This window comes from Nostocoides sp. HKS02, from assembly GCF_009707485.1.
Taxonomy (GTDB): Bacteria; Actinomycetota; Actinomycetes; order Actinomycetales; family Dermatophilaceae; genus Pedococcus.
This window is the reverse complement of the sequence record NZ_CP046121.1, coordinates 3,085,451-3,100,991: the sequence shown is the minus strand read 5'-3', so window position 1 is coordinate 3,100,991 and position 15,541 is coordinate 3,085,451. Positions and strand designations below refer to the sequence as shown.

The window sequence follows — 15,541 nt, the reverse complement described above, 5'->3', positions numbered from 1 at the left end:
GCGTGATGATCACTGCGTGAGTGTCAGGAACGGTGCTTTCCGGCCCCCTGCGGTCGACGCCCGATCCAGACGAGGAGCAGGCCCATCAGGAGGGCCACTAGCCCGACCAGGCCCGCCATGAAGAGTCCCGGGGAGACCCCGGTGAAGGCCAGGACCGTGCCGATCGCACTGTTCGCCGGTGGATCCGAAACCACAGGCGTCAGCGTGCTGTCGGGGGGCGAGACCACCGGTGTCCCATGAGGAGTCGTGCCGCGGCTCACTGCAGTGTTGGCCACGTGGCCTGCGTCCGCGTCGGCCTGGGTGATGGTGTATGCCGCGCTCGCGCAGGTCATCGCCTCTGCCGGCGCCAAGGTGCTCTTGGGGCACGACACGACGATTCCTGCATCCGTCAGCAGTCCGTCGTTGATCGCGACACCCCGCAAGGTCACATTGCCGGTGTTGCGGACAGCAAACGTCCACTGGATCGTGTCGCCGACGTCGGTCAGGTGATTGTGGTTCGCGTCGCTGATTGCCGAGACCTTCTTGTCCAGGGACAGACCTGGGTCAATCAAGGCCGGGGTGGTCGTGGTCGACGGCGGGGTCGTCACCGGCGGACCGGTCGGCGGGGTACCCGACGCGGTGGCCGAGTTGGCCACGGACCCGGCGTTCACGTCGGCCTGGGTCACCGTGTAACCCGAGCTGGTGCACGTCATCGAGGCGCCCGGCGCCAGGGTGGTGCCCGGGCAGGACACGGACACGGCCGGACCGGCGGGAGCCACCAGCTGGTCGGCCACGGACACGTTGTGCATCGTCACACTGCCCGTGTTCGTCACCAGGAACGAGAACGTGATCGCATCCCCGACCCCGGCCTTGCCGTCGTTGTTCGCGTCCGTGGTCAGGGCAGCGGACTTGGTCAGCGACAAGCCGGTCGTCGTGGGCGTGGGCGTCGTCGTGGTCGACGGCGGGGTCGTGACCGGCGGACCGGTCGGCGGGGTACCCGACGCGGTGGCCGAGTTGGCGACCGACCCGGCATCCACATCCGCCTGGGTCACCGTGTACGGCGAGGACGTGCAGGTCATGCTCGCGGCCGGCGCGAGGGTGGTGCCCGGGCAGGTGACACTCACGGCCGGACCCGCGGGGGCGACCAGCTGGTCCGCCACCGCGATCCCACTGATGGTGACGTCACCGGCGTTCTGGACCACGAACGAGAACGTGATGACATCGCCAACGCCGGCCTTGCCGTCGTTGTTCGCGTCCGTGGTCAGGACAGCAGACTTGGTCAGCGACAAGCCGGTCGTCGTGGGCGTGGGCGTCGTCGTGGTCGACGGCGGGGTCGTCACCGGCGGACCGGTCGGCGGGGTCCCGGACGCGGTGGCCGTGTTGGCGACGGACCCGGCGTCCACGTCAGCCTGGGTCACCACATACGGCGAGGACGTGCACGTCATGCTCGCGGCCGGCGCCAACGTGGTCCCCGGGCAGGTGACACTCACGGCCGGACCCGCGGGGGCCACCAGCAGGTCCGCGACGGACACGTTGTGCATCGTCACGCTGCCCGTGTTCGTCACGAGGAACGAGAACGTGATGACGTCCCCAACGCCGGCCTTGCCGTCGTTGTTTGCGTCCGTGGTCAGGGCAGCGGACTTGGTCAGCGACAAGCCGGTCGTCGTGGGGGTGGGAGTCGTCGTGGTCGACGGCGGGGTGGTCACCGGCGGACCGGTCGGCGGGGTCCCCGAAGCGGTCGCGCTGTTCGCGACCGACCCGGCGTCCACATCCGCCTGGGTCACCACATAGGGCGAGGACGTGCAGGTCATGCTCTCGCCGGGCGCCAACACCGTTGCCGGGCAGGTGACGCTCACGGCCGGACCCGCAGGCGCGACCAGCTGGTCCGCCACGGACACGTTGTGCATCGTCACGCTGCCCGTGTTCGTCACGAGGAACGAGAACGTGATGACATCGCCGATGCCGGCCTTGCCGTCGTTGTTGGCGTCCGTGGTGATCGCCGCGGACTTGGTCAGCGACAGGGTCGCCCCGTTCGGGGTGGGGGTGGTCGTGGTCGACGGCGGGGTCGTCACCGGCGGGCCGGTCGGCGGGGTCCCGGACGCAGTGGCCGTGTTGGCGACCGACCCGGCATCCACATCCGCCTGGGCCACCACATAGGGCGAGGACGTGCACGTCATCGACGCACCCGGCGCCAACACCGCAGCCGGGCAGGTGACACTCACGGCCGGACCCGCGGGGGCGACGAGCTGGTCCGCCACGGCGATCCCACTGATGGTGACGTCGCCGGTGTTCGTGACCGCGAACGAGAACGTGATGACATCGCCAACGCCGGCCTTGCCATCGTTGTTCGCGTCCGTGGTCAGGGCAGCGGACTTGGTCAGCGACAGGGTCGCCCCGTTCGGGGTGGGGGTGGTCGTGGTCGACGGCGGGGTGGTCACCGGCGGACCAGTCGGCGGGGTCCCGGACGCGGTGGCCGTGTTGGCGACCGACCCGGCGTCCACATCCGCCTGGGTCACCACATAGGGCGAGGACGTGCAGGTCATGCTCGCGGCCGGCGCGAGGGTGGTGCCCGGGCAGGTGACGCTCACGGCCGGACCCGCGGGCGCGACCAGCTGGTCGGCGATGGCGATCCCGGTCATGGTGACGTCGCCGGTGTTCGTGACCGCGAACGAGAACGTGATGACATCGCCGATGCCGGCCTTGCCGTCGTTGTTGGCGTCCGTGGTGATCGCCGCGGACTTGGTCAGCGACAGGGTCGCCCCGTTCGGGGTGGGGGTGGTCGTGGTCGACGGCGGGGTCGTCACCGGCGGGCCGGTCGGCGGGGTCCCGGACGCAGTGGCCGTGTTGGCGACCGACCCGGCATCCACATCCGCCTGGGCCACCACATAGGGCGAGGACGTGCACGTCATCGACGCACCCGGCGCCAACACCGCAGCCGGGCAGGTGACACTCACGGCCGGACCCGCGGGGGCGACGAGCTGGTCCGCCACCGCGATCCCACTGATGGTGACGTCACCGGTGTTCGTGACCGCGAACGAGAACGTGATGACATCGCCAACGCCGGCCTTGCCATCGTTGTTCGCGTCCGTGGTCAGGGCAGCGGACTTGGTCAGCGACAGGGTCGCCCCGTTCGGGGTGGGGGTGGTCGTGGTCGACGGCGGGGTGGTCACCGGCGGACCAGTCGGCGGGGTCCCGGACGCGGTGGCCGTGTTGGCGACCGACCCGGCGTCCACATCCGCCTGGGTCACCACATAGGGCGAGGACGTGCAGGTCATGCTCTCGCCAGGTGTCAACACCGTTGCCGGGCAGGTGACGCTCACGGCCGGACCCGCGGGCGCGACCAGCTGGTCAGCCACGGCGATCCCGGTCATGGTGACGTCACCGGTGTTCTTGACCACGAACGAGAACGTGATCACATCGCCGATGCCGGCCTTGCCATCGTTGTTCGCGTCCGTGGTGATCGCCGCGGACTTGACCAGGGACAGGCCGGTCGTTGTGGGCGTCGGGGTGGTGGTCGTCGAGGGCGGGGTGGTCACCGGCGGCCCGGTCGGCGGGGTGCCCGACGCGGTCGCGCTGTTCGCGACCGACCCGGCGTTCACGTCGGCCTGGGTCACCGTGTACGGCGAGGACGTGCAGACCACGGTCGCGCCGGGAGCCAGACTCCCCGGCGGGCAGGTCACCGACACCGCCGGCCCGGAGGGGGCCACCAGCTGGTCCGCTACGGACACGTTGTGCATCGTCACACTGCCCATGTTCGTCACGAGGAACGAGAACGTGATCACGTCCCCGACGCCGGCCTTGCCATCGTTGTTCGCGTCCGTGGTCAGGGCAGCGGACTTGGTCAGCGACAGGGTCGCCCCGCTCGGGGTGGGGGTGGTCGTGGTCGACGGCGGCGTGGTCACCGGCGGACCCGTCGGCGGGGTCCCCGACGCGGTGGCCGTGTTCGTGACCGACCCGGCATCCACGTCAGCCTGGGTCACCGTGTACGGCGAGGACGTGCACGTCATGGACGCACCGGGCGCCAACACCGTTGCCGGGCAGGTGACACTCACGGCCGGACCGGCGGGGGCGACGAGCTGGTCGGCGATGGCGATGGCCGACATGGTGACGTCACCGGTGTTCTTGACCGCGAACGAGAACGTGATCACGTCCCCGACGCCGGCCTTGCCGTCGTTGTTCGCGTCCGTCGTGATCGCCGCGGACTTGACCAGGGACAGGCCGGTCGTTGAGGGCGTCGGGGTGGTGGTCGTCGAGGGCGGGGTCGTCACCGGCGGACCCGTCGGCGGGGTCCCCGACGCGGTCGCGCTGTTCGCGACCGACCCGGCGTTCACGTCGGCCTGGGTCACCGTGTACGGCGAGGACGTGCAGACCACGGTCGCGCCGGGAGCCAGACTCCCCGGCGGGCAGGTCACCGACACGGCCGGACCGGCCGGGGCGACGAGCTGGTCGGCGATGGTGATGGCCGACATGGTGACGTCACCGGTGTTCTTGACCGCGAACGAGAAGGTGATCACGTCCCCGACGCCGGCCTTGCCATCGTTGTTCGCGTCCGTCGTGATCGCCGCGGACTTGGTCAGGGTCAACGCAGGGTTGCTCGCTACGCAGGTGGTGTGTGCCGACGTGTCATTGCTAGCCGTGGGGTCGCTCTCGTTGCCCAGCACGGAGGCCGTGTTCGTGAGGCAGCCATTGGTTGGCGGCGCGTTGGCGGTGAGGGTGATGGTCGCGCTGGCACCGACACCCAGCACTCCGCCGAGGCACTGGACGGAGTTACCGGTCACGGTGCACCCTGGGGTGCTGCTGCTGACGTTGGTGTAGCCCGCCGGGACCTGGTCGTTGACGACGTAGCCTGAGCTGATGTTGGGCCCGTTGTTCGTCACGGTGAGCGTCCAGGTGACCTGTCCGCTCGGCAGAACGGTCGCGGGGCCAGTCTTGGCGATGGACAGGTCGACCGGGCCAGGGACGCATGAGGTGCCATCGTTGGCGGTCGAAGCGGGTCCTGAGCCGGACGCGACGAGGCTGAAGGTCGGAGCGGCCGCGCTGGGATTGGTGACGGCGATCTGGAACACGCCACCGGAGTTTCGATCGAAACCCAGGTTGCCATTGCCGTAGGTCCACGCGGCGCCATACCGGTCGAAGGGGAGCCCGAGGCTGGCCATGCTGAAGCTGCTCACGACCTTGTTGACGGGGTCGATCCGCACCATGACCATCGCGCCGGAGGCGGGCTGGTTCAGACCCCACAGGTAGCCGTTGGCGAAGGTGAAGTCGAACATGTTGAGGAATGGGTTGTTCATCACCAGCGTCGCGACCCGGGTCGCCACATTGACCTGGTAGATGTTGCCCGAGTTCACATCCTCGATGTAGTAGTTGCCGGAGGCGTCGATCGCACCCACGACGACGTTCGGGGTCGCCGGGAGACCGCTGATGACGCCGGTGTTCGTGACGGCACCGGTGGAGTCGATGATGAGCAGCTGCGCGCCGCTGACCGCATACATCAGTCGACTCGCGCTGTCGAAGCCGATCGCGTTGTAGACGCCACCCGCCCAGGGCGGTCCGACCGCGGTGAAGGTGGACCCGGTCGGGGTCTGGGTTTGTGCGAACAGTTGGGTGTTGGGCGTGCCTGCAGCGTCGAAGACGGTCGGGGTCGTGCAGGCGAAGGGTGCTGGACCTGCGACTGCCAGGAGGTAGTCCTCGACCTCGCCGGCATCCGATGCCCCGATCGGGCTCTGCGTCTGGGCGGCGTTGTACCCGACCCGGAACCGCGCGTAGGTGTTGCCTGCGGTCAGCCCGCTCAGCCCGGACCAGGTGAGGGTCGCGCTGGTGGCGCCGGCCGCGAATGCGGCGCAGGCGCGTTCGCCGGTGTCGAACACCCCGTTCTTGGTGAAGTCGATCCACCCGCACGCGGTGCCGGGCTTGCTTGCTCCGCTGATGGCCACGGTGGTGCTGTAGCTGGTCATCGAGGTGCTGAGCGGGCCCAGGGTGACTCCGTTGTCAGCGCCGTCGAGGGCAGCGGTCGCGCTGGCGTTCGGGGACACCGTCCCGTTGGCCACCGTCGCGTTGTCCTCGGTGACGCTGGGGCCGAGCTGCACGTCGGACAGCACCGCGCGGGCAGCGTTGCCCTGGTCGTAGGACGAGGGGGAGTCGCCGAAGTCCTCAGGCGCGGTGACCGCAATCGCGAAGCCGTCCGCGTTGTGCGTGGGGTCGGAGCTGGTGTTGTTGGTGTATGGCGGCACGCTCGCCGTCGTCTGGGTGAAGATCGCGCTCACGCTGAACGTCACCGAGGTGACCGTGCCGTTGATGCGCACTGACCCGCACGCCGCAGTGGCTCCCGCGGACGGCAGGGTCGTCCCGGTAGGACCGTCGGTCTGAGCTGTCGTTTCACACCGGTAGCCGGTGCTGGCGTTGTTGGCTGTGATCTGGGTGCCGGAGACGGCGAGGTTGCCACCGCTCAGATCGGTCAGGGTGACGCCCGGCGTGGTCAGGGTGAGGATGTCGTGGAGCTGAGATATCGCCGTCACGACGTTGCTCGAGTCGAGGTGGTGGACCTCTCCCCCGATGCCGGCGAGACTCAGCACAGGATTGGTCACCGGCTGGCTGAACGTGATCGTGACAGTGCCCAGCCCGGAGCAAGTCCCCACCGAGGGGCAGTTGTTGGTCGCGTCCGTGAGCACGTTGACGGCGGGCGTGGTCGTCGCCAAGCCGGGGGTGTAGTCGCTGGCGACGTAGCCGCGGCCACCGAGGGTGGTGCCACCGGTCACCGAGGTGAGCCCCGATGCCGATACCGATGCGGCCAACCCGGAACCGGGCATGGTGAGCGTGCCCACGCCGCCCGCGACGGTCGGGGCCGAGGTTGCCACCTGGTATGCCGATGCCGGTGCGGCGATCGCCACCACGAAGGTCGCGAGGTAGACGAGGACGGCGAAGATCGACAGCCCCTTGTGCCCGCGTGAGCCCACGTCGAAAGCTCGGGCCGTCGTCGACTGCTCCGTGTACAAGCTCCACACCCTCTATCGCCACAGCTGGGCGCGACCCATCGATGCGAAGGTCGCCTTCCTAGATGGGGAGAGCGGTGACTCTTCAAATCGTGACGCTGGGGGAAGGACAAACTTGAGGGACCTCGACGGCTCGCGGCATTCGTCCTGGTTAGTGCTCCCGTCCGCGGCGATGGGCCCAGGCGATCAGGGTTCACGCGTCATCATCTCGGGCCGTCGGTCTCTCATCACCAGGCGCCGGACCGCGGTCCTCGAGCGCCCCTTCGACCCACACCTGCGAAAGAGAGCCCAAACGGTGTCGCCTCGGCCTGCCGCGCCTGACCTGGACCCGCGCATCTGGCGCAGCCGCCGCAATCGCAAGCTCGCGGCATTCCTCTGCCTGCCCGGTCTGACGTTGGGCACGGTCACCTTGGTGGGTGCGAATGCCGCCGGACTCCTTGACAGCAGGGTCGACCGGATCTGCACCGCCTCAGCGCACGTCCTCCCGAAGGCCGGCTCCGTGAGGGTGGGGGTCTACAACGCCTCGGGTGTTGCCGGAATGGCCTCGCGCACGGCTGCGCAACTGGCAACGAAGGGATTTCGGGTCGTGTCCATCGGCAACGCACCGGAGACGCGGTGGTTCACGGGCGCCCCCCGGGTCATCCACGGCACAGGTGGAACGGACCAGGCTGCCCTGGTTGCCTCGAGCCTGCCGGGCGCGGTGCAGGTGTCAGACGGCCGAGGCGACAGCAGCGTGGACGTGCTCCTGGGTGCCGGCCCGGCGGTCAGCGCGATGCGCCCTGCCGCCACACACTCAACTGCCCCCGCCTGCGGCTGACCCGCTCCGCGCCATTGCGGGGCCCCCACCCCTGTGAGGACCCCGCAACCACCCTGCATATGGGAGACGCCGTGACGGGGCGTTTGTGACGCGATCGGCCGACATCAGCCCACGGTTCCGCCCACGGTGCTCGACTCGCGCTTCACCAATCGTTGGGATGCCGCGTAGACGTCGCACAAGGCGTCGAGGAGGCACATCGGATCACCGCCCTCCGCCCGGGCCTCGCTCTCCGTGCCCAGCCACTGCAGCCGCTCGACGGCGACAGCAAGGTCGTCGAGGTAGTCGGCTGGCACAACAACCATCCCGTGAAGCATCGAACCTCCTCAAAGTGGAAGGAGACGTCGGCCGAAGCCCAGCCGCGGACCCCCGCGCACCCAGTCCGTCACGGGGGTGGCCACCGAGTCGCGGCCCTCGCGGAGGCCGCAGACCCGGATCGATACGTGCCAGTGACGACGGCGCTCACGGCCCCACTGGCTCCGGCGGCCCACCGCGTCGAGATCGTTCCGGACCACGACTGACCGGTCGCTGCCGGAGCCGCCGATGCAGTACACGTGATGGTCGTGCCGCTCTGGGCACACCCGTGCCACGATCCGGAGGAGCTGACCAGGACGACGCCTGTAGGCACCGACAGACTCAGGCTCAGGCCCCCGGCCACTTCCTGCCCAGAGGCAGAGACCTGGATGAAGGGGGACGTCGTCGGGCCGCCCATCGCCAATCCGGCGGCGAGCTGCCCCAGGGGCTGCGTAGTCGTCGAGGTCGTGATGGAGGTCGAGGTAGCCGACGGCACCGACGGAGGAGGCGCAACCACCGGCCGCGGAGTAGTGCTCCGTGGAGACGGTGGGCTGGACGGGCGCCGTGACGGTGTGGGAGCCGGGGGCCGCGTGCTGGTGGGCGGCTGCGTGGCCGTGGTGGGAGGGCTGCTGGTCGGCGTCGAGGTCAGCGTCCGCGTCTGTGCCGCCTTGACCTGATCGACGACGGGCCGCTCTGGCCACAGGGCCCAGGTGAGCAGGCTCCCGCCGACGACCGCGGCCGTGGCCAGCGCAACCCAGTTGGCGGAGCCCGACGCGGCAGGGCCGCTCGTGGCAGGCCCGCTCGTGGCAACTCCGCTCGTGGCAGCTCCGCTCGTGGCAGCGCCCGCGCCAGCGGGAGCGGCTGCCATCAAGGTGCCCAGGCCACCCGGCAGCAGCGCGAGCAGTGCCGGGCTGAGCACGCCGGCGAGGTTCTGGTCCACTCTCCTCAGTTCGGCGAGCCGCTCGGTGCAGCGCGCGCAGCCGCGGACGTGCTCGGCAGTGGCCGTCGTCCCCTCGGACGTCGTCAGCATCGCCGCCAAGCCCCCGATGTAGGGCGCGCACCCGGGCTCGACCGCCCCCCGTGAGACGTGCACCTGCACGTATGCCGCTCGCAGCCCTTGTCGGGCACGCCGCGCCAGCGCGGCCACCGCGTTGGCACTGACCCCCAGTTCGGTGGCGACCGCGATGTTGGACTCGTGGTCGACCGCGGTCCGCCACAAGACGTGCTGCCAGCGCGTCGGCAGGGTGGCGAACGCTTCACGCATCAGGCCTAGCTCGCCAGCGGCCGCGACCGGATCCGGGGGCACCCTGGCGGCGTTCTCGAGGACGGAGTCCTCGTCGGTGAGGATGTCGGAGGCGTTGGCCCTCCGGGCGCGCGTCGTCACACCGTTGCGAACCGAGGTCAGCAGGTATGCGCGGACGGACCCGGTGGGACCTCCGCCCGAGCTCAGCGCCGCCAACATGCCGGAGAACGCGTCGGATGCGAGCTCCTCGGCGTCGCGCGGCTGTCGAGCGACGCGACGAGCCGTCGTCAGGGCCGCGGGATAGTGCCGCGTCCACAGCTCAACGACGGCGCGCTCGTCGCCCTCGCGGGCGCGAGAGGTGAGCTCGACGTCGTCGACCTCGGAGAGATCAAGGGGCACGGTCATGCTGGTCGCTCGCCCGACGCCGGGCGCAGAGCTGGGTAGAGGGCCGCGACGTGGAAGGTCAAGGCGTCAGAGCCGTCAGCCTCCGCCTCGATGCGCTGCTCGAGGTCGGCTGCGACGAGGGCCTCGATCGCTGAGGGGTAAGGCCCCGAGAAGGATGCCGTGGTTCCCCGGCGGTCCTTGCACAGCACGATGTGCGGCAGGTCCATCTCGGCGACACCCATGTCGACCACGAAACTGCCCAGGGCAGCGGGCACCCAGCCGTTGTCGGAGTCATCTCTCCAGGCCTCGACGCTCATGCCCATCCCTTCACCATTTGCCGGCCCACTACAGCCGGCTCACTACAAGGGGACGTCTAAGCAGGCCGGCCGTGACGCGGGTCCAACCAACCGCGCGAGCCGTTCGTCGCAGGACGCCACATCGGCGTCCGAAATGTTCGGGTCGACCCGATCTGAGTGGACGGCGCGCTGGGGAACGTCACCAACCAGGCAGCCACGCCTCACATAGAAGGACGCCCAGGGTGACAGAGCCTCCTGGGCCAGAAACCGACTTGGAGACCCGTGGCGAGCCTCACCCGACTTTTCACGACCATCGACGAGGCGATGCGAAGGCCGGGGGCCAAGGCGCCGTGCGCCGACCAGGACCCCGGGCTGTGGTTCTCCGAGAACTGGCAAGACATCGAGCGCGCCAAGCGCTTCTGTCGGGCTTGTCCGGTCCGCGAGGCCTGCCTCGACGGGGCTGTCGAGCGCCGCGAGACGGGGGTCTGGGGTGGCCAGCTGCTCGACCGCGGCCACCTCTCGAAACGATTCGCGCTGCGCCGGTCAACCGGCTAGCTTCGCGCCGGTCACCCCCCGTCCAGCTCACCGCTCAGCGCCGGGTACAGCGCTGCGATGTGGAACGAGAGGGCGTGGCCGCTGTCGACCTCGCGCTCGATCTGTTGCTCGATGTCCGCCGCCACGAGGGCCTCGAGCGCGGTGGGGTACGGCCCTGAGAACGAGTCCATGCAGCCGCGCGCATCGCGGGAGAACACGATGTGAGGAAGGTCCATCTCGGCACGAGCCATCTCGACCATGAAGCCAGCGAGCCTGGCGTGCAAGGGATCTGGCTCTGCGTCATCTGCAGGGATCTGCACGATCGGCCCCTCCTGTCCGCCACCGTTGACCCACACCGTGAATGACTGCATAGGGCTGGAATTGTGACGATGAGGGGCACGCTCGCGGGCGCCTCGCGTCCTGATTTCGAGTGCGCGTCACGAATCGCATCACGTTCTGGGCGTGTCGGAGTCCCTACAGAGAGGAGCCCACAGCAGTGGACACGCTCCGTGGCGATCACGACAAGGCAAACCATGGAACTGGCCGACTACCTCAGGGTCGCGCGGGCGTACTGGCGCGGGGTTCTCGCGTGCGTCCTTCTCGGCGCAGCCCTGGCCGTCGCAGTCAGTCTCGTCCAGCCCAAGGTCTACCAGGCTGACGCGAGCGGCTTCGTCAGCACCGGGACGAGCACCAGTGCCTCCGACGCGTCGATCAGCGACCTGCTGGCCAAGTCGCGGGCTGCGTCCTACGTCGACCTTGCCACCTCGCGGCCGACAGCACAGACCGTGATCGACGCGCTCCACCTCAAGGTCGACCCCGCCGCCCTCATCACGATGGTGACGGTGACTCAGCCACTCGACACCGTGCTCATCAAGGTCAGCGCGAGAGCCGACACGCCGCGCGCCGCCCAGGCCCTGGCCGACGCCTGGGTGGAGGCAGTGAAGACCCAGGTCGACGCCGTCGAGAACCCCTCGGGCGCGGCGTCGCAGGCGCTGCACATTGTTCCGATCGAGTCCGCAGAGCTGCCCACCTTCCCGATCTCGCCGAATCCCACCCGGAACGTCGCCGTGGGGAGCACGGTCGGCCTGCTGCTGGGTCTGGGGTATGCCGTGGTGCGCAGTCAGCTGGATCGAAGGCTGCGGCGCGCGGAGGATGTCGAAGGAGCCTTCGGCGTGACCGTCGCGGCCACCATCCCCACCAGCCCGGCGATGGTCCGACGGGTCGGATCGCGGGTCTCCCTCGTCGTGTCCCGGGGGTTACGGCACGCCGACGACCCTGCCCACTCCGCCGAGGCCTTTTTCAAGTTGCGCACCAATCTGCAGTTCATGGATGTGGACAACCCGCCGCGGGTGATCGTGGTGACCAGTCCACTTCCCGGGGACGGCAAGTCCACCATCGCCGCCAACCTCGCCGCGGCCCTGTCCCTTGCCGACCGCGACGTCGTCCTCATCGACGGCGACCTGCGGCGTCCCGTCGTCGCCGAGTCCTTCGGCCTGGTCGAGGGCATCGGCCTGACCGACGTGCTCATCGGGCGGGTCGAGTTCGACGAGGTCGCGCAGCAGGTGGTCGGGCTACCCCACCTGCGGGTACTCGGCGCCGGAGGCACGCCTCCCAACCCGAGCGAGCTGTTGGGCTCGCGCGCGATGCAACGTCTCCTCAAGAAGCTGGCCGAGCGCGGCCTCACCGTCATCATCGACGCGCCCCCGCTCCTGCCGGTTACGGACGGCGCGCTCCTGACCGCATCCGCCGACGGCGCCCTGGTCGTGGTCTCTGCGGGACGCACCCTCGACACCCAGCTCCGCGACGCCCTGACCAGCTTGACCGCCGTCCAAGGACACACCCTGGGGGTCGTCCTCAACCGCGCCGCGCCCAACTCGTCCGCGACCGGCTACTACGGCGCGTACTACGGCGCCGATACCCGGGCCTCACGGATCCGTCTACGGCGGGCCGCGGGGTGAGGACGCCCGATCACCACTCGCCGCCACAGCAACTGACCGCATTGTCCCAAGGGGTACGAATGGCAACGGATCCACCTGGCCTGTCGAGGCGGTTGGTGGTCAAGGGCGCAGTCTGGACGACCCCAGCCGTCATCCTGGCCACCGCTGCCCCGGCCGCCGCGGCGTCAAACGCCTGCACGCCGGCCCAGCTCGTGACCGACTGGACGTCCGCGGCATACACACGGACGAGCCCCACCACCGGCGTCTACACCTGGGTCAACCCGCTCGGAAACGGGTCGGTCCCAGTTCTCACCTTGACCGTGACCGCGACGATCGTCGGGCCGACCTTCTCCACCGTGAATCCCAACAACCTGTCGGGTACGGCTGGGCCGATCGGCGGGACACCCGGGCCGGGCCTCGACCTGGGTCTGACCCGGCTGCGGAACACGACGAACACCACGGTGACAGGCGCCGACTACAGCTTCGCCTTCAGCCAACCGGTCCTCAACGCCTCGTTCACGATCGCCGACATCGACGGGACGGCGTTCAACGGCAACAGCAACAACGCAGGCGCCGAACGCGTCTTTCTGACCTCAACCTCGGCGATGGCGGGAACCGTGCAAGACACGGCGTACCTCACCGGCACCGGCACCTCCGCTGATCCGTGGCGACGGCGGCCCAACTCCGTCCCCACCATGGCCTCGCTGCCCAACACCTCCACGGCGGGCGACGTCCCCGTCACCGCGGCCGCCCTGTCGCAGTTCACCGTTGGCTACCGGCTGCTCGACAACACCTCAACCGGCGCGGCCAACTACAACGTCTGGCTCACTCCCATCCTCGTCACCTTGCCCTGCCCCTGAGCCAGAAGAACGAGTCCGGACTTTCCCGGAAATGGGTGGCGGCTTCCTGTGGATTCTGCCGATACCCGCAGTCGAGCCACGCGGCCACCGCGATACTCGGTGAGCGCCTGGACTGGCGCGCACGCGCAGGGAAGACCGCAAGGGGATGGCCATGGTCCAACTCACCTTCACGGAGCCCGGGCAGGCGGCGACCGTTGAGCAACTGATCGAGAATGCCCGCTGTGGCGACCGCGAGGCATTCGCCGAGCTGTATGCAAACCACGTCCGGCAGGCGCGGCGCTACGCACGGCGGCTGGTCCTCGATGACCACCTCGCTGAGGAGCTGGTCGCCGAGGCGTTCGCACGGACGTGGCAGCAACTAGCTGCAGGCGGCGGCCCTCGGGTGGCCTTCATGGGTTACCTACGGGCCGTCGTGCTACGCCTGCACGTGAACCGGCTCCGCGCTGACCGCCGCCTGCGCTGGGTCGCTGACATTGAGGACGCGGCCCTCGCCAACCCCGACCTCGCAGCCCGGATCCTCGAGGAGTCCCCGGAGCACCTTGTGCTCGAAGCACTGTTCAACCAGCGGATGCGAGAGGCCTTGGCGACGCTACCTGAGCGGTGGCAGCGGGTCCTGGTGATGGTCTACGTGGAGAACCTTCCCTACCAGGACGTCGCCGACGAGCTCGGACTCAGCGTGGGCGGCGCGCGCCAGCTCGGCCTGCGGGCCAGGCGCGGCATGCGCAAGGCGTTGACGGACCTCGCCGATCAGGTCGCCGCTGCCGCCTGACGATCCCGCCCACCGACCCGAGTGCACCGGGAAGCGGACGGCAGGCAACCCGTGTGGCCTGCCGGTGGGGCGCCTGCCGTCCGGTGACCGGTCATTCCCCGACCAGTCACCGGTGAGACGCGCAGGCGCCGACATCGTGACGCGGCGATGAGCCGGTGAGCTCCGCACCTCGTGTTCCGATGGCCGCACGGCGCGTTTTTGCTGGTCAGAGAGCCGACGAGGGGACTTGAACCCCTAACCCCCTGTTTACAAGACAGGTGCGCTGCCAATTGCGCCACGCCGGCGAGCCCGCCTCAGGCGGGCGGGGACGATCGTACCCAAGGCGACGACGCGGCATACACACGCCGGTGGTGCCCGGGCGCGCGATGGCCCGGCGTCCGTGAGGGAGCCGGGCCATCGGAGCTACGGGGTCAGTGCGAGTTGAGGTACCTCTGCAGCGCCATGACCGTCGCGCGGTCGAGCGAGTGCGAGCCGTTCGCGCGCGCGCCGATCTTCGCCTGGAGGGCCCGCACCGTCTTCGGGCCGATGACGCCGTCGGGGACTGAGCCGACCTTGCGTTGCAGCGCCTTGATGTCGGCCCGCGACAGGTTGCCGTCGACCGACCCGCCGACCCAGCGCTCGATCGCGGCGTTGGTCTTCGGGCCACGGATGCCGTCGACGACGAGCCTGCCGACCGCGACGGAGGAGTGGTGGACCACCGAGGAGCGGTAGCTGGGCGGAGCCGTCCGCACCGCCGACCGAGACGCCTCAGGTGCCGAGGTGCGGGCAGCGGCAGCCACGACACCTCCGCCACTGGCGCGGCTCAGGCCGGCGCGGGCTCCGCACGTCGGCCACGCGCCTGGACCCTGTGAGGCCAACACGCGCTGGGCCACCGTGATCTGCTCGCTGCGGCTCGCGAGGTCGGCCCGCGGGGCGTAGGCGCCGCCGCCGTAGGCACGCCAGGTGGAGCCGGAGAACTGCAGTCCACCGTAGTAGCCGTTGCCGGTGTTGATGGACCAGTTGCCGCCGCTCTCGCACGACGCCACGCTGTCCCAGACGCTGCCTGCGGCCGACGCAGAGTTCGCGGCGGCCAGGCCACCCGCGACGCTGGCGACACCGGCCGCGGCGCTGCCGACGATGCGGCGCTTGACGGGGTTGATGCTCCGGGCAGAGTGCTTGGGGGCATAGAACATGTGCCTAGGTCCTTTCCTGACCTGCGCCTGCGAGGTGAGCTGTCGGGTTCGGGCTGTCAGGTGCCCGGCCGGCGGACCGGCTTCACCCCAAGGCCGCATGCGGCCGCATTGGGTCCCCCGCCCTCGTCTGCCCGGAGCCATTCCGGCGATGTCACCCGCCTGACGAGGCTCGGCGCTGCGGGTGTGCGTGTGGGTATGCCGTGTTCAGTTGTGGGTACCGGACGGCACCAAGGGTCCACCGTAAGGGCGGTGTGTGATCGACCACAAGAA

At 69.6% G+C, this 15,541-nt stretch carries 11 protein-coding genes, 1 tRNA gene and 1 riboswitch; of the genes, 5 read left to right on the top strand and 7 right to left on the bottom strand.

Features of this window, described 5'->3' with window-relative positions:
* Window positions 1-23: 23 nt before the first annotated feature.
* On the bottom strand, window positions 24-6,971 hold the full coding sequence (locus GKE56_RS14950; protein ID WP_154685223.1) for a DUF11 domain-containing protein: 6,948 nt from the start codon (window positions 6,969-6,971) through the stop codon (window positions 24-26).
* A 292-nt stretch (window positions 6,972-7,263) separates the two neighbouring features.
* Here GKE56_RS14950 and GKE56_RS14945 point away from each other — a divergent pair, with 292 nt between their 5' ends.
* A complete protein-coding gene (locus tag GKE56_RS14945) occupies window positions 7,264-7,785 on the top strand; it encodes a LytR C-terminal domain-containing protein (RefSeq protein ID WP_195908155.1) in 522 nt (173 codons plus the stop codon).
* Window positions 7,786-7,889: 104 nt separating this feature from the next.
* On the opposite strand, the gene GKE56_RS14940 is transcribed toward GKE56_RS14945, so the two are convergent.
* The 3 genes from GKE56_RS14940 to GKE56_RS14930 all read right to left on the bottom strand — a co-directional run bounded on the left by GKE56_RS14940 (window position 7,890) and on the right by GKE56_RS14930 (window position 10,020).
* The gene (locus tag GKE56_RS14940) at window positions 7,890-8,087 is read right to left on the bottom strand and encodes a hypothetical protein (RefSeq protein WP_154685221.1); all 198 of its coding nucleotides are present in this window, start codon (window positions 8,085-8,087) and stop codon (window positions 7,890-7,892) included.
* A gap of 80 nt (window positions 8,088-8,167) precedes the next feature.
* Window positions 8,168-9,724 (bottom strand): RNA polymerase sigma factor, encoded by a 1,557-nt coding sequence (locus GKE56_RS14935; protein ID WP_154685220.1) that lies wholly within the window; start codon window positions 9,722-9,724, stop codon window positions 8,168-8,170.
* On the bottom strand, window positions 9,721-10,020 hold the full coding sequence (locus GKE56_RS14930; RefSeq protein ID WP_154685219.1) for a hypothetical protein: 300 nt from the start codon (window positions 10,018-10,020) through the stop codon (window positions 9,721-9,723). The genes GKE56_RS14935 and GKE56_RS14930 overlap by 4 nt, the downstream gene beginning before the upstream one ends.
* A gap of 261 nt (window positions 10,021-10,281) precedes the next feature.
* Here GKE56_RS14930 and GKE56_RS14925 point away from each other — a divergent pair, with 261 nt between their 5' ends.
* On the top strand, window positions 10,282-10,554 hold the full coding sequence (locus GKE56_RS14925) for a WhiB family transcriptional regulator (RefSeq protein WP_230209005.1): 273 nt from the start codon (window positions 10,282-10,284) through the stop codon (window positions 10,552-10,554).
* A gap of 11 nt (window positions 10,555-10,565) precedes the next feature.
* Here GKE56_RS14925 and GKE56_RS14920 read toward each other — a convergent pair whose 3' ends face one another.
* Window positions 10,566-10,853: a hypothetical protein gene (locus tag GKE56_RS14920; protein ID WP_154685218.1), complete on the bottom strand. Its 288-nt coding sequence runs from the start codon at window positions 10,851-10,853 to the stop codon at window positions 10,566-10,568.
* A 213-nt stretch (window positions 10,854-11,066) separates the two neighbouring features.
* Between GKE56_RS14920 and GKE56_RS14915 the strand changes: the two genes are divergently transcribed.
* The 3 genes from GKE56_RS14915 to GKE56_RS14905 all read left to right on the top strand — a co-directional run bounded on the left by GKE56_RS14915 (window position 11,067) and on the right by GKE56_RS14905 (window position 14,099).
* Window positions 11,067-12,491 (top strand): polysaccharide biosynthesis tyrosine autokinase, encoded by a 1,425-nt coding sequence (locus tag GKE56_RS14915; RefSeq protein ID WP_195908154.1) that lies wholly within the window; start codon window positions 11,067-11,069, stop codon window positions 12,489-12,491.
* A gap of 59 nt (window positions 12,492-12,550) precedes the next feature.
* A complete protein-coding gene (locus GKE56_RS14910; RefSeq protein WP_154685216.1) occupies window positions 12,551-13,330 on the top strand; it encodes a hypothetical protein in 780 nt (259 codons plus the stop codon).
* 151 nt (window positions 13,331-13,481) lie between these two features.
* The gene (locus GKE56_RS14905) at window positions 13,482-14,099 is read left to right on the top strand and encodes an RNA polymerase sigma factor (RefSeq protein WP_195908153.1); all 618 of its coding nucleotides are present in this window, start codon (window positions 13,482-13,484) and stop codon (window positions 14,097-14,099) included.
* 211 nt (window positions 14,100-14,310) lie between these two features.
* On the opposite strand, the gene GKE56_RS14900 is transcribed toward GKE56_RS14905, so the two are convergent.
* Both GKE56_RS14900 and GKE56_RS14895 read right to left on the bottom strand, forming a co-directional pair.
* Window positions 14,311-14,383 (bottom strand) — tRNA-Thr (locus GKE56_RS14900).
* Window positions 14,384-14,509: 126 nt separating this feature from the next.
* On the bottom strand, window positions 14,510-15,271 hold the full coding sequence (locus GKE56_RS14895) for a transglycosylase family protein (RefSeq protein WP_154685214.1): 762 nt from the start codon (window positions 15,269-15,271) through the stop codon (window positions 14,510-14,512).
* 9 nt (window positions 15,272-15,280) lie between these two features.
* Window positions 15,281-15,456: riboswitch (cyclic di-AMP (ydaO/yuaA leader) on the bottom strand.
* Between the last annotated feature and the right edge of the window lie 85 nt (window positions 15,457-15,541).

Bases quoted from the DNA above. Each gene is read 5' to 3' on its own strand.
- GKE56_RS14930 (WP_154685219.1), bottom strand. From the start codon at position 10,020: ATGAGCGTCGAGGCCTGGAGAGATGACTCCGACAACGGCTGGGTGCCC.
- GKE56_RS14910 (WP_154685216.1), top strand. From the start codon at position 12,551: ATGGCAACGGATCCACCTGGCCTGTCGAGGCGGTTGGTGGTCAAGGGC.
- GKE56_RS14940 (WP_154685221.1), bottom strand. From the start codon at position 8,087: ATGGTTGTTGTGCCAGCCGACTACCTCGACGACCTTGCTGTCGCCGTC.
- GKE56_RS14895 (WP_154685214.1), bottom strand. From the start codon at position 15,271: ATGTTCTATGCCCCCAAGCACTCTGCCCGGAGCATCAACCCCGTCAAG.
- GKE56_RS14935 (WP_154685220.1), bottom strand. From the start codon at position 9,724: ATGACCGTGCCCCTTGATCTCTCCGAGGTCGACGACGTCGAGCTCACC.
- GKE56_RS14905 (WP_195908153.1), top strand. From the start codon at position 13,482: ATGGTCCAACTCACCTTCACGGAGCCCGGGCAGGCGGCGACCGTTGAG.
- GKE56_RS14915 (WP_195908154.1), top strand. From the start codon at position 11,067: ATGGAACTGGCCGACTACCTCAGGGTCGCGCGGGCGTACTGGCGCGGG.